Here is a 15,637-nt window from a genome sequence, read left to right as displayed (position 1 = left end):
ACTCGAAAATCTATAAAATGACAAAAACAGTAAGTAACCACGTATTCCCTTTAATTTTAGGTTTATTCTTATTAGCAATTTGTGCTTGTAGTAAAGACACACCAGCTGAAGTGGTATTAGCTAAATCGCTTACTGTAGACACCAACAAAATAGAGTTTCAAAGCATAGTAAATAGTGTTGGTGTGACTATTACAAGCAATGTTGATGCTTGGACCATTAGTAGCTCAGATACAAGTTGGATAACGTTGAGCCAAGTCTCGGGAAATTCAGGTACAACATTGGTTAATATAGCAGCCTCAGAAAATACAAGTAGCGCTGTACGCTCAGCAGTTATAACCATAAAATCAAGCCAGGCAGCCTCAGTTCAAATTAATTTGACGCAACTTGGAGCTGCACTTGTTGTCGCAACCGAACTTTATCCAAGCTACAACACAAATCCTATTGCAGCCGATGCGTCTGGAATGAGTAGTACTGCTGTTCAACTTGCTGCCAAAATAAAATTAGGTTGGAACATTGGAAATACACTTGAAGCAACTGGCGGAGAAACCGCTTGGGGAAATCCAAAGGTTACAAAAGCATTGATTGATTTGGTTAAAGCAAATGGTTTTAATGCCATTCGAATTCCTTGTTCTTGGAATCAAAATTTAGCCAATACCAGCACTGCTCAAATAAAAACAGAATGGCTAAATAGAGTTAAAGAAGTCGTTCAATACTGCGTCGATAATGACATGTATGTAATTGTCAATATCCATTGGGATGGCGGATGGCTTGAAAATAATTGTACCGAAGCAAAAAAAGTAGAAAACAATGCCAAACAAAAAGCCTTTTGGGAACAAATTGCAACTCAATTACGTGGTTTTGATGAGCATTTACTTTTTGCCAGTGCCAATGAACCAAATGTAGACAACGAAACTCAAATGTCGGTTTTAACATCGTATCACCAAACATTTATTGATGCGGTTCGTGCTACAGGAGGTAAAAATGCATATCGTACATTGGTAGTTCAAGGACCATCGACAGATATTGACAAAACCAGCAAATTGATGTTGACTTTGCCAACCGACAATGTTGCGAATCGAATGATGGTTGAAGTTCATTATTATACTCCCTATCAATTTTGTCTGATGGACAAAGATGAGACTTGGGGTAAAATGTTTTACTATTGGGGAGCCAATTACCATTCTACAACCGATACTGCACGTAATGCCACTTGGGGAGAAGAAGCCGACTTGGATAAACTTTTCAAATCAATGAAAACCCAATTTGTTGACAAAGGAATTCCCGTTGTCTTAGGAGAGTTTGGAGCTATTCGACGTAATTTAACTGGCGACGCGTTGACTTTGCATCTCAATTCAAGAGCCTATTTTCTAAAATCTGTTGTAAAACAAGCTAAGGCTAATGGTCTAATTCCGTTCTATTGGGATGCTGGAAACTTGGGAGTAAATACCATGTCTTTATTTGACAGAAGCAATAATACTGTTTTTGATTCACAGGCATCAACCGGATTGCTCGATGGTTTGAAATAAAAACTGATAGCTATATTCTAAAACAAATAGTATTAAATTTAACCACATAAGAAATAAAAGGTCATTTAAGCTAAATGTAAAAAGCAAAACTTATAGGTACTTATATTTCTTATAGGTGTACCCTTTTCATAGCGGCGGTTTTTATTATATTTAGCTGTTTAAAAGAAATGAAAGTTGACAATGCTGTTTGTTTTAGAATTAAGCCTAATTTTTAAAATATAAAAAATGAAAAAAAGTATCGTATTTCTTTTTCTGATTTCTAGCATAATGGCAAATGCCAATGTCAGAATGCCTTTATTGTTTTCTGACGGAATGGTTTTACAACGCAACAAGGCAATTCCGGTTTGGGGTTGGGCTGATGCCAATGAAAAAATCGCAGTCCATTTCAATAAACAAACCAAAACCATTAAAGCCGATGCAACCGGAAAATGGATGGTTCAATTGGATTCTGAAAAAGCAGGCGGTCCTTTTGAATTAACCATTACAGGAAAAAACAAAATCGTCATAAAAGATGTTTTGGTTGGCGAAGTTTGGATTTGCAGCGGACAATCCAACATGGAATTTCAAATGTATAAAACCCTGAATTTCGAGAAAGAAATCAGCGATTCTAACTATCCTATGATTCGCCATTTTGGTGTTGCCCAAGATTTGAGTGGTACACCAAAAGAGGATTTAAAAGCAGGAAAATGGGCCGTTTGTAGCAAAGAAACGGTGCGTGATTTTACGGCTGTGGGTTACTTCTTTGCCAAAAAATTATATGCCGAATTAAAAATTCCAATCGGAATCATAAACACCTCTTGGGGAGGAACTTGCGTAGAGACTTGGACAAGCCGTCAAGCATTCGAAAAAAATACTGAGTTTAAAGATATGATTGCCGATGTGCCCATGCTGAATATGGATTCCATCTCCAAATTGTATGCAAAAACAATGAGAGAAAGAGTCGAAAAAATTCAAGGAACCGCAGTAAGTACCGCCAACGAAACCAGTTTTAAAGAATTAGGATTTAATGATGCGAGTTGGGCAGAACTTAACGTCCCTGGATTATGGGAAAACCAGCCGTTAGGTGATTTGGACGGTGTCGTTTGGATGCGAAAAACAATAACCCTTTCGGCAGAAGATATTAAAAACGGAACAACTTTAAGTTTATCAAAAATTGATGATGAAGACATCACTTATATAAACGGAATTGAAGTAGGAAGAAATACCCTTTGGGATGCCAAAAGAGTCTATACCGTTCCGACAAATATATTGAAAGAAGGCAAAAATGTTATTGCCGTAAGAATTGTCGATAACAGTGGCGGCGGTGGAATATATGGAGAATCATCTGATTTGAAACTGACTCTTGGCAGCAAAATAATTCCTTTGGAAGGAAAATGGAAGTACAAAGTGATTGTTGTAAAAACCGCTTTATCTCCCAATAGTTTCCCTTCGTTGTTGTACAATGCGATGATCAATCCATTAATTCCGTATGCTTTTCAAGGCGTTTTATGGTACCAAGGCGAAGCCAATGTGTGGAGAGCCAAACAATACAAAAAAGCATTTCCATTAATGATAACCGATTGGAGAACAAAATGGAATCAAGGCGATTTCCCTTTTTATTTTGTACAATTATCCACCTTCAATGAGTTCAACAGAAACAGTAAAAACGGCAGCCGATGGGCAGAACTTCGCGAAGCGCAAACTCAAACTTTGCAATTGCCAAACACAGGAATGGCGGTAACAACAGATATTGGTAATGCCAAAGACATTCATCCCACAAACAAACAAGATGTTGGAAAACGATTGGCTGCGATTGCTCTGAATAACGTTTATGGCAAGAAAATGGTTTATCGCGGACCAACCTATAAATCCTTAGAAATAAAAGGAAACCAAATAATTCTAACCTTTGACAACATCGGTAGTGGATTGTCAACGGCTGATAATACCGAAAACGTAAAAGGATTTGAAATCGCAGGTGCTGATAAAATTTTCTATGCCGCGAAAGCGATTATCAAGGATAATAAAATAATAGTTTCCAGCGAAATGGTACCAAATCCAATTGCGATTCATTACGGTTGGGCAGATGATGATACGGAGATAAACCTTTTCAATAAAGAAAAATTTCCTGCATCTCCTTTCCGAACCGATGATTGGGAAATGATTACAGCAAATGAAAAATATAAAGTCAGCAAGTAAATAGTATTATTGGGGCGTGACCCCATTTATAAAAGGCGCTCTCAATAGGCCGCTCAGTTTGCGCCTTTCATAAATGCGGTCGGGCTATTCGCACTACTTCGGTAGTTTGCTGCTATCCCTCACGCACAATGTCATAAAGTTAAGCGTTTATTTGTCATTCCGACGAAGGAGGAATCTCTGTTTGTTGCTAACGTTTGTTGAGATTATTACTTAAATTAATGACATTGCCTTCACGCGAGAAACCGGTAAAAGTATATTTTAAACAATTAAGCATCTATAAATGAACTCAAACTTCTTAAAAAAACTGCTTTTAGTTTTCATCTGTTCCTCTTTCAGTGGAAAAGTTATAGCACAATCCAATCATATTCTGTGGTACAACCAACCAGCTGATTTTTTTGAAGAAAGTCTGGTTTTAGGAAATGGAAAAATGGGAGCAACGGTTTTTGGAGGGGTAAATTTGGATAAAATTTATTTGAATGATATCACACTTTGGTCAGGAGAACCTGTAAATGCCAACATGAATCCTGAAGCGTATAAAAACATCCCCGCAATTCGGGAAGCATTAAAAAACGAAAACTACAAACTAGCCAACGAATTGAATAAAAAAATTCAAGGTAAAAATTCCGAGTCGTATGCGCCACTGGGAACTATGGAAATTAATAGTCATCATTCTGGGAAAGCTTCCAATTATTATAGAGAATTGGATATTTCTAATGCAGTAAGCAAAGTCAGTTATGAAATTGATGGTGTAAAATTTACTCGTGAATATTTTATTTCGGCACCAGAGCAAATCATGATAATCAAATTGACAAGCAGTCAAAAAGGAGCTTTAAATTTTGATGTGAATTCTAATAGTTTATTAAAATTCAAAACAGAAACTAAAAATAATGTACTTACAATGAATGGTTTTGCGCTTATTCACGAAAACCCAAGTTATCAAGTGGTGCCGTCTTTTCTTTTGGAAAAAGACAGAGGAACACGTTTTACAACGCTGATGAAAATTAAAAACACGGATGGAACAATTGTTAGTACCGATACGAGTTTGGGATTAAAAAACGGTACCGAAGCCTTAATTTATGTATCAATTGCAACGAGCTTTAATGGCTTTGACAAGAATCCTGCTAACGAAGGTCTTAATGATAAATTGATTGCATTAGCCAATTTGAACCAAGTATTTGTAAAATCATTCGACAAACTAAAACAAGCTCACATTTCCGATTATCAAAAATTCTACAACCGAGTGATTTTAGATTTAGGAAAAACAACAGCACCAAACTTACCAACTAACGAACGTTTATTACGTTATTCGGAATCGAAAGAAGATAAAAATCTAGAAGTTTTGTATTTCAATTACGGACGTTATTTGTTGATCAGCAGTTCCAGAACCAAAGGAGTTCCTGCCAATTTGCAAGGCCTTTGGAATCCTCATCTAAACCCGCCATGGAGTTGTAATTACACCATGAACATCAATCTCGAAGAAAATTATTGGCTTGCTGAAAACACAAATCTTTCCGAATTGCACCTCCCGCTTTTGAGTTTTATAAAAAACCTTTCAGTAACGGGTAAAGTGACCGCCAAGACATTTTATGGCGTCAATGGCTGGGCTGCGGCTCATAATTCTGATATTTGGGCGATGACAAATCCTGTTGGAAACTTCGGAAAAGAAGACCCAAGTTGGGCGTGTTGGAACACGGCAGGAGCTTGGTTGAGTACGCATATTTGGGAGCATTATGCTTTTACTCAAGACAAAAACTATTTAAAAAAAGAAGGATACTCTATTATGAAAGGAGCATCTCAGTTCTTCTTAGAATGGATGATATCCGATAAAAATGGTTATTTAATCACATCTCCGTCCACTTCTCCGGAAAACAAATACATCGCACCCGATGGTTTCATTGGAGCCACGATGTACGGCGGAACTGCAGATTTGGCGATGATACGAGAATGTTTTGATAAAACGATTAAAGCTTCAAAAGTGTTAAATGTGGATGCTGAATTTAGAGCAAAACTTGAAACCGCACTTTCAAAATTCTATCCGTATCAAATAGGAAAAAAAGGAAACCTGCAGGAATGGTATTTTGATTGGAATGACGAAGACCCAAGACACCGCCATCAATCGCAGCTATTCGGACTTTTTCCTGGAGACCACATTACACCATTAAAAACTCCAGACTTGGCCAGTGCTTCCAGACAAACGCTTGAAATAAAAGGCGATGAAACAACGGGTTGGTCAAAAGGATGGCGCATTAATCTTTGGGCAAGACTTTGGGACGGCAATCATGCTTATAAAATGTTCCGTGAATTACTTCGATATGTAGATCCCGATGGAAAGAAAACAGAAAAACCAAAAAGAGGTGGCGGAACGTATCCTAATTTATTTGATGCACATCCTCCGTTTCAGATAGACGGAAATTTTGGAGGGGCTGCCGCAGTAGCCGAAATGTTGGTTCAATCTAATGAAAACGAAATCAGATTACTCCCTGCCCTACCCGATGCTTGGGAAAGTGGTGCCATAAAAGGAATTTGTGCCAGAGGAGGATTTGTAATTTCGATGGAATGGAATGGTAAGATTTTGAAGAAAGTAACTGTTTTTTCTAAAAATGGGGGAAATACAACACTTATTAATGGCGATAAAACCAAAAAAGTTACCTTGAAAAAAGGACAGAAAATAGAATTAATCTGGTAAAAAATAATCCTATAATTTGGTAAGATTTCCAAAACCTTACAGGCATGATTTTTTAGATTCAAACACCTATAAGCAAAAAAAGACCTTGGAGGAAAAATTCAATATTTAAATCGGGACGGAATTAATTCCGTCCCGATTTATTTTTCCCATTGTTTTTATTTGATTCCATTTTGCATATATGCTTTGTTTTGAGTTAGCTTACAATAGAAACATTTGATTGTTTATAAACTCCTAAATTTAAGAAATAACGCACCCAAAAAAGTATTAAATCAAACTTAAATTACAATACTCCTATTTACAACCCATTTTTTTTTATCATGTTCATTTGTTTATATGTCTTTTTTTTAATTAAATTTACAAATGTGAAAAATACACTTATACGCAAATTGCAATTACAAAAAAATCACACTAATGATTCGATCTAAATTTTACAAAATAGCACTCTCTATCTTACTCTTTTCTGTAACCTGTTATTCCGTTCAGGGGCAAACAAAAAAAGATTTTCATGATTGGGCAGCAACTCCTCCTATGGGTTGGAACAGCTGGGATTGCTTTGGCCCAACAGTTACCGAGGCTGAAGTAAAAGCCAATGCCGACTATATGTCCAAATATTTGAAATCGTATGGATGGAATTATATTATAGTCGATATCAGATGGTATGTCGGTAACGATAAATCACACGGATACAACGAAAAAGACCCTGATTATGTGCTGGATCAATACGGCAGGTTTATGCCCGCAACAAACCGTTTCCCTTCGGCGGCGGGAGGAAAAGGCTTTAAACCCTTGGCAGATTACCTTCATAATAAAGGGTTGAAGTTTGGAATCCACATTATGCGCGGCATTCCCGTAATAGCTGTAAAACAAAACTTGCCCATTAAAGGCACAAATTTCACAGCCAAAGATATTTACTCTGAAAAAGACCAGTGCAGCTGGTTGCACGACATGTACACGGTAGTTCCGGGCAAGCCGGGCGCACAGGAATACTATAATTCGCTTTTCGAATTGTATGCCTCTTGGGGCCTCGATTTTGTCAAGATTGACGACCTTTCTTCCCCGATTTATTTTGAAGGAGAAATCGATATGATTCGCAAAGCCATTGACCGTACAGGGCGTAAAATTGTATTGAGCACCTCTCCAGGAGAAACCCCAATTGCACACGCCGATCACGTTCAAAAAAACGCAAATATGTGGCGTACCGTTGGCGATTTTTGGGACAGCTGGCAACAATTAAAAGATCATTTTGAAGTCTTTGAGCGTTGGAACAAATGGCGCGCTTATGGTGCGTATCCTGATGGCGATATGTTACCGCTTGGGCGAATTGGCATTAGAGCAGAAAGAGGAGATCCTCGGATGACCGCCTTTACCAAAGACGAACAATATACTTTGATGACCTTATGGAGTATTTTTAAATCCCCGTTGATGTTTGGTGGAAATCTTCCCGACAACGATCCCTTCACGCTTTCGTTGCTGACGAATAAAAATGTGTTAAAAGTGCTCAACGAAAGCACCAACAACAAACCGCTTTTCACGGATAATGACAAAGCTGCTTGGATAGCTGACGAACCAAAAACAGGAGCTAAATACTTGGCGGTTTTCAATACCACCGATCAAAAAATGATCTCCGAAGAAAAAGCAGTTTGGAACAGCGGATTAATAACCAAAGCAACTCTGGGTCAAAGCGCCACATTAGATATTGCTATTTCGGGAGCCAAAAAATTGTATTTAGTGGTCAATGATGGCGGTGACAAAACCGATTGGGATCACGCCAATTGGATTGAACCAACGCTATATAAAGGAAAAGATTCCCTCAAATTGACCAGCTTAAAATGGATAAAAGCAACATCGGGATGGCAAAAGCCAAAGGTGAACCAAAGCGTTTCTGGCAATGCTCTTACTGTAAATAAAGTTAAATATGAAAATGGTATCGGTACACATTCGAATTCCATTATAGAATTTGACATACCTGAAGGCTATACTCGTTTTAAAGCGCTTGTTGGTTTGGATGAAGCCTGTATTTCTCAAAATGTAGGTGCCACAGTGAAATTTTTCGTGTTTACCGAAAATCCTTCTGGACCCCCACCACCGCCGACTGCAAAAATTGCTATAAACCTGAAAAACTTCGGACTTTTGGATAAATATTTAATTACCGATTTATGGTCAGGAAAAGTAGTTGGCCAATTTTCAGGTGAGTTTGCTCCTAAAATCAATTCGCATGGAGCGGGCTTGTATAAAATAGTTAAAGTGTCGAAATAGCTGGTTTTGTAACATAACGCTGAAAAATAATTGGTAGAAATAAACTTAAATTCTTTTTGAACTTTTCCGTATGATTCGTTCCGATTCAATTATTTTAGTTGTTATTTCGTTTTTATCCTTGTTTAAAAAAGCTTCAAAGTAAACCATGGCAGCTAGACAGCCTAGTTCTTCGCCTTTTTGATTTATGGTCGAAATGGAAAGCGCAATAGTTTCTGTAAAAGGTTCATTAGCATAGCCAAAAATTCCAACATCTTGCGAAACCTTCCTGCTTCAAACCAATCATTGAGATGTACAACGTAATTTAAACATACAATGTCAATGTAATAAATAGCACTAAATAGATGAAATTAGCACAATCGTATCTTCGAATAAATATTTTATCCATATGATGACATTTGTAAATAAAAAGAATATTGTAAGCTGTCTTGCAACAATAATGTTGCTTGTAACTTCATTACAAACTTTTGCGCAAGAACTTTATCCTCTAAAAAAAACGGATCGCTTGTGGCACGGCGAGCAACAGGAACTGCGCTACAAACCGGATGGTACTGATTTTGTTATTACAAACGGGAACAGACTTTTTACCCGTGCCCTCTATGGCACCCATACCGCATTTAGGGTAGAAACCGGTGACAGACCTGAATTTGCTTTATATATGCCTAGAATGGGAGGCAATTTTAAATTTGGCATAGCCACTGGCAATACTAGCAAATGGCTTACCACAGCAAAAACAATTACTGCCAGATACAGAGCCGGTTCTATGCTTTATATCATAGAAGATCCAATACTTGGAAACGGAAAACTTTTACTGGAAATATTAGCCATGGCAGGTGCTGAAGGTTTTATTGTAAAAGCCCGCATGCAGGATATAAAAACACCGGTTACATTATTTTGGGCTTTTGGCGGAGCATCGGGTAAAAAATTTAGCCGTGATGGTGACATGGGGCCTGACCCTGAATCGAACTTTTATCTAAAACCAGAAAATTGCAAGGATAATATTTATACGATTGAAAAGGCTGGTTTTAACTTAAAATACGGTACAGGTTTAGAAATAGGACAAGATGGACGCTATTATGTAGAAGACTTAAATCAGAAATCTAAAATAGTAAAAGAGCAAGTATTAGTTGGAACTTTTCCTTCGGATGCAACACTAAAAATAGCTGATGCCACTAAATTAGCTACACCGCAGGATTTTTATGACTCGAATGTAGCGAATGCCCCGGCTTTAGCAGGTAAAATAAATGCTGCGACCAATGCCAATTATTATTTCACTATCCACAATCCAGCTACAAAACCTGCCTTTAATTACAGTGAAGCACCGCAACTGTTTGCACAGGCAAAAACAGCGAGAAAATCAATTGCCGACCGCATTACCATCAATACGCCCGATCCTTACATCAACACCATTGGAGGAACCTTGGCCATAGCATCCGATGCTACTTGGGAATCCCCTTCCTATATGCATGGTTCTATTGGCTGGCGCATGCGATTGAATGGCTGGCGCGGAGCTTACACGGCTGATGCACTCGGTTGGCACGACCGTGCTAAAACGCATTTAGAAAGCTATGCTAAGTCACAGCTAACAAGTCCTGCGAGCGGCCTTGTTATTCCAGATACGTTAAACCATTTGTCCCGAAGCCTTGAAAAATTAGGGGTTGGCATGTTTACAAGCGGTTATATCAGCAGAAATCCTAATGGTGAAAAATTAACAGCACACCATTACGATATGAATCTGGTATATATCGACATTTTGCTGCGCCACTACGAATGGACGGGTGATATGGTTTTTCTAAAAGAAACCTGGTCAGTACTAAAACGTCATCTGGAATGGGAAACCCGTAATTTTGACTCTGATAGAGATGGTTTGTACGATGCCTATGCCGCCATTTGGGCCAGCGATGCATTGCAGTATAGCGGCGGCGGCGTGGCGCATTCATCGGCTTATAACTATTTTGCTTTTACAAAAGCGGCACAAATAGCAACTATCCTTGGAGAAGACCCATCAACTTACCGTAATGAAGCTGATAAAATTTTGAAAGCAATGAATGCCCAGTTATGGATGAAAGACAAGGGTTCTTTTGCCGAATATAAAGATGCACTGGGCAACCGACTATTACATCCCGCTCCGGCATTATGGACAATCTACCACAGTATGGATTCTGAAACGATGACTCCATTTCAGGCTTATCAAAGTTTGCGTTATATAGACAATGAAATACCACATATCCCTGTAAAAGCAAAAGGACTTGACGATGACGGTTATTACACGCTCTCCACCACTAAATGGATGCCTTATGAATGGTCATTAAACAATTCGGCATTAGCTGAATCTATGCATACTGCACTTGCCAACTGGCAGGGAGGCCGTGCCGATGAAGCCTATAAATTATTTAAAAGCGAGGTACTGGTCTCTATGTACCTTGGCGGAAGCCCCGGAAATTTTGTACAGATCTCGCATTATGATGCCATACGCAATGAAGCCTACCGAGATTTTGGTGATCCAATCGGTATGTTTTCAAGAGCTTTGGTAGAAGGCCTTTTTGGTATTGTTCCAAATGCCTTGAGCAATACGCTTACCATTCGGCCCGGCTTGCCATCTTCCTGGAATTACGCCTCCTTTTCTACACCGGATATTTCGTTTGATTTTAAACGCAGTGGTGAAACTGATGTTTATACACTGGTACCTAAATTACCGCAAAGCCTTAACTTAAAATTCCAAGCTATTGCAAAAGGTCAGGTAAAAAATATTACTATAAACGGCAAACCCGTTAGCTGGAAAAACAGAGATTCGGCAGTAGGCAAGCCAGTAATTGAAATTAACGCACCAGCATCTGACAAATATGTTATCAACATTACCTGGCAAGGAGCCAAACCAGTACTGCCAGCTGCTGAAAAAACATATGCAATCGGCAGTATAATTGATGAGAAATTTGCAGACGCGAAAGTTTTAAGTGTCAATGACCCACAAAATGCGTTGACGAATATTAAGACCAAAGCATCCAGTTTTTCGGCTAAAGTAATAGCACTTACAGGAAATTACACCGTATTTGTGCAATTACAACAAGGACAATTATCGTGGTGGATGCCAATTTCTATTACTATAGAAAAAGCAGTTAGTTTAGTTACCGGAAAGGATTCTGAAGCAAACAGCAACAGTTTTGCGTTGCAGAATAATACAAGCAGTTCTGTAAAAGCAGTCGTAACTGTTAACGGATTTAGCACATCACTTAACATTCCTTCAGGTAAAATTAGTAACGAGGTGGTTGTGCCGGAAAATAACCTGATAACCGGAACAAATCAGGTAACTATCAAATTGCAAAACGGAGAAACTGTTACAGAGTCATTATACAACTGGCCGGCAACTGCTAAAGGAAAATTAGAAACCGTGAACATTACAGGACATTTTAACGATAAGGTAACCCAAATTTTCAAGAACAAATACCTCACACCAAGGCCACAGGTTACTACTTTACAACTGCCGTGGCAAGGAATAGGCGATTGGCCGCACTCTTTAAGAACATTTGATGTAGACGATAGTGGGTTGCGTAAATTAGCCGGAGAAAAAAACACTATTACGCTTCCGCAGGGCATTCCATTTTCTACTCCCGGAACAGATGGTGCTAACAATATTCTATTCACTTCACAATGGGATAATTATCCAAAAGAGAAATCAATTCCGCTTACAGGCACTGCTTCCCACGCATGGTTTTTAATGGCCGGTTCCACCAACCCGATGCAAAGCCAGTTTGATAATGGCGTTATAATTGTTGAATATACCGATGGAACAACGGATTCACTCGTGTTGCGAAACCCTGAAACCTGGTGGCCTATGGAGCAGGATTATTATACTGATGGCTTTGCCTTTGCATTAAAAAGACCACGCTCTACACGTATTCATTTAAAAACTGGAGTCATAGTTTCTGGACAGGAATCGAAAGCAAATTACAATGGCAAGGCGATTGAGGGTGGTGCTGCAACGGTACTGGACATGCCGCTCAACTCGTTGAAAACGCTGAAGAATATCACTTTGAAAACACTCGCAAATGACGTAGTAATCGGCTTGATGGCGGTAACGCTTTTACGATGATTACCCAATCAATTAAAAATTTAAGATTCTAATTATTTTTTCTTTTAATCTTATAAAAATCGCTAATTGAATGAGAAGCTGCCCAAAAAGTAATTTTCGGGCAGTTTTGTTTTATAGAATCGTTGCATGTATTCTATCAAAAATAGTTATTGCTTTTAGTTTGATTTCATTTTTTAAAATACCTGATTCTTAGTTTTTATACAAAAGCAAATTACTAATTCAACATAAGTAACAAGCTAAAATTACAAGACTCGTAATTCGTAATCCATTTTTTTATTAAGTTGATTTGTTTATATGCTTTTTTAAATTATATTTACAAATGTAAAAAACACACTTATAATGATGTGCACCATAATATAAATAGCCTCTTTAAAACACAATAAGGCTTTCAAAAATCACAAAAATGATTCGTCTAAATATATCCAAATAACACTTGTCATATTCTTTCTGTATTCAATTATGTTCAATCTAAGACTGAGAAGAATTTCATAGCTGGACAACAATTTTTTTTGTGGGTTGAAACAGCTTGGTCTGCTTTGAATCTAGCGTTACTGAAGTAAAAGCCAATACTAATTAGTATGCCTAAATAACTAAATTGTATAAAATAAAACATGAATTACTATTCAATAATACCCACAAAAAAAAGGGACACTTATAAATGGCTCGGTTTATTTTTAGCCCTGAATACTCTTGGATCGATGTCAGCACAACAACTTTCTAAAAAGAAAGCTTCTAAATCCGAAATGGCTGCTTCCAATAAAAAAACAAATGCCTACTTATTCACCTACTTTTCGGGTGATGGAAAAGATAAAGAAGCTATTCGATTTGCCATCAGCAAGGATGGTTATAATTTCCGTGCTTTAAATAATAATATGCCCGTTGTCAGTTCAACCCAGATCAGTTCTACAGGAGGAGTACGAGATCCGCATATTCTTCGTGGTGTCGATGGAAAAACGTTTTATATGGTGGCTACCGATATGAATACGTCAAAAAATGGTTGGGGACCAACTTATGCGATGGTATTATTAAACTCAAAAGATTTGGTAAACTGGACTTCTCATGTAGTAAACATTCCACAAAATTTCCCGGAATTATCAGCAGTTAGTAAGGTTTGGGCACCACAAACCATATATGATATAGAGAAAGGAAAATACATGATTTATTGGTCAATGAGCTTCGGCGATGGCCCCATTAAATTATATTATGCCTACGCAAACACCGATTTCAGCGCATTAGAGACCAATCCCAAACAGCTTTTTTTTAGTCCTGACAACAGCACTTGTCTTGATGGTGATATCATTTTTAAAGATGGCAACTATCATTTATTCTTTAAAGCAACGGGAGAGTACCCTGGTATAAAACAAGCAGTATCCAATAAACTTACAGAAGGGTATGTACTGCAGGATAAACGTTTAGAACAAACGGATAAACAAGTAGAAGGTTCTGGTATGTATAAATTAAATAATTCTGACACCTGGATACTAATGTATGATCTTTATAGCAGTGGAAGGTATCAATTTACCAAAACGAAAGACCTGGAACATTTCACTCTAATAGACGAAGAAGTGACGATGAACTTTCATCCAAGACATGGAACCGTTATGCCAATCACTGCAAAAGAGGCTAAAAAATTAGAAAGCAAATGGGGCTACGAAAAAAAAGACACTGGTTCTACAAATTCAAACTAAAATAATTCTGAAATCGCCATTAACAAGACGGTTGCACAAGTAAATGAAATTCGCTGAACACCTATGAAAAATATTAACTCAGTGAAGCAAACACCAATAAATAAAAGAGATACCAAATAGGACCAGTAAGAATAACTTTTATATCTATGAACAAAATTAAATTTCTAGTTGTTTTTTGCCTGTTGTTTTTTGTCAGCAATGCTGTGTTGGCTCAGAAAAAAAACAAAGTACCAAAAGAAAAAAATATGAGAGGGTATCTCATGGTATATTTTAAAGACGATACCCATGGTTTGTATATGGCATTGAGTAAAGATGGCTATAGTTTTACCGATATAAACAATGCCAAACCAATTATAGCCGGCGATACGATTGCAGAGCAAAAAGGAATTCGTGACCCTTACATTTACCGAGCACCAGACGGAATGTTTTATTTGGCACTGACCGATCTACATATTTATGCCCAAAAAGCTGGTAATCGCACTACAGAATGGGAACGCGATGGAAAACAATACGGCTGGGGAAACAATAGAGGATTGGTTTTAATGAAATCTCCCGATCTGATCCATTGGACCCATACCGTACTTCGTGTGGATCAGGCTTTTCCTGAATTGGCAGACATTGGCTGTGCGTGGGCACCTGAACTCGTATATGACGATAAAAAGCAAAAGACCATGATCTACTTTACCATGCGCTTTGGCAACCAAAAAGACAAAGTGTATTATTCTTATATGAATTCCGATTTTACAAAATTAGAAACCGCTCCAAAACTTTTGTTTGAGTATCCAAAAGAGGTTGCCTATATTGATGCTGACATTACCAAAGTAGGCAATAAATACCACCTGTTCTATGTGCCGCATGACGGAACAGCGGGTGTTAAGCAAATGATTTCTGACTCCATCAATACAGGTTATAAATATGACGATAAATGGTACGACCCGGAACCGGTAGGATGTGAAGCGCCAACTATTTACAAACGCATTGGTGAGAATAAATGGGTATTGATATATGACATCTACCGCATCAATCCGCACAATTTTGGGTTTAGTGAAACCTCTGATTTTGTGAATTTTAAAAATCTGGGACACTTCAACGAAGGAGTTATGAAATCGACCAATTTTTCGTCGCCAAAGCATCCAGCGGTTATTCAAATTACAAAAAAAGAAGCCCAAAAACTGGCTAAAAATTGGAACTGCGAAATAAAATTTTAAAAACATAAAAA

At 37.9% G+C, this 15,637-nt stretch carries 7 protein-coding genes; all 7 read left to right on the top strand.

Features of this window, described 5'->3' with window-relative positions:
* Positions 1-17 precede the first annotated feature (17 nt).
* The 7 genes from ACNQGG_RS07285 (at position 18) to ACNQGG_RS07255 (ending at position 15,626) form a co-directional block, all read left to right on the top strand.
* Entirely contained in the window at positions 18-1,526 is a 1,509-nt protein-coding gene (locus ACNQGG_RS07285) for a cellulase family glycosylhydrolase (RefSeq protein ID WP_417962598.1), read from the top strand.
* 225 nt (positions 1,527-1,751) lie between these two features.
* A complete protein-coding gene (locus ACNQGG_RS07280; RefSeq protein ID WP_417962596.1) occupies positions 1,752-3,701 on the top strand; it encodes a sialate O-acetylesterase in 1,950 nt (649 codons plus the stop codon).
* Positions 3,702-3,981: 280 nt separating this feature from the next.
* Positions 3,982-6,387: a glycoside hydrolase family 95 protein gene (locus ACNQGG_RS07275; protein ID WP_417962594.1), complete on the top strand. Its 2,406-nt coding sequence runs from the start codon at positions 3,982-3,984 to the stop codon at positions 6,385-6,387.
* Between the two features lie 411 nt (positions 6,388-6,798).
* Positions 6,799-8,643 (top strand): NPCBM/NEW2 domain-containing protein, encoded by a 1,845-nt coding sequence (locus ACNQGG_RS07270; RefSeq protein ID WP_417962592.1) that lies wholly within the window; start codon positions 6,799-6,801, stop codon positions 8,641-8,643.
* Positions 8,644-9,028: 385 nt separating this feature from the next.
* Positions 9,029-12,730, top strand: a complete 3,702-nt coding sequence (locus tag ACNQGG_RS07265) for a DUF4450 domain-containing protein (protein WP_417962590.1) — start codon at positions 9,029-9,031, stop codon at positions 12,728-12,730.
* Between the two features lie 611 nt (positions 12,731-13,341).
* A complete protein-coding gene (locus tag ACNQGG_RS07260) occupies positions 13,342-14,418 on the top strand; it encodes a glycoside hydrolase family 43 protein (protein WP_417962588.1) in 1,077 nt (358 codons plus the stop codon).
* A 245-nt stretch (positions 14,419-14,663) separates the two neighbouring features.
* Positions 14,664-15,626: a glycoside hydrolase family 43 protein gene (locus ACNQGG_RS07255; RefSeq protein WP_417962586.1), complete on the top strand. Its 963-nt coding sequence runs from the start codon at positions 14,664-14,666 to the stop codon at positions 15,624-15,626.
* Positions 15,627-15,637 lie beyond the last annotated feature (11 nt).

Source organism: Flavobacterium esculini, from assembly GCF_048284325.1.
Classification (GTDB): domain Bacteria; phylum Bacteroidota; class Bacteroidia; order Flavobacteriales; family Flavobacteriaceae; genus Flavobacterium.
Note: the sequence above shows the minus strand (reverse complement) of the source record. Positions and strands in the feature narration are given on the sequence as shown.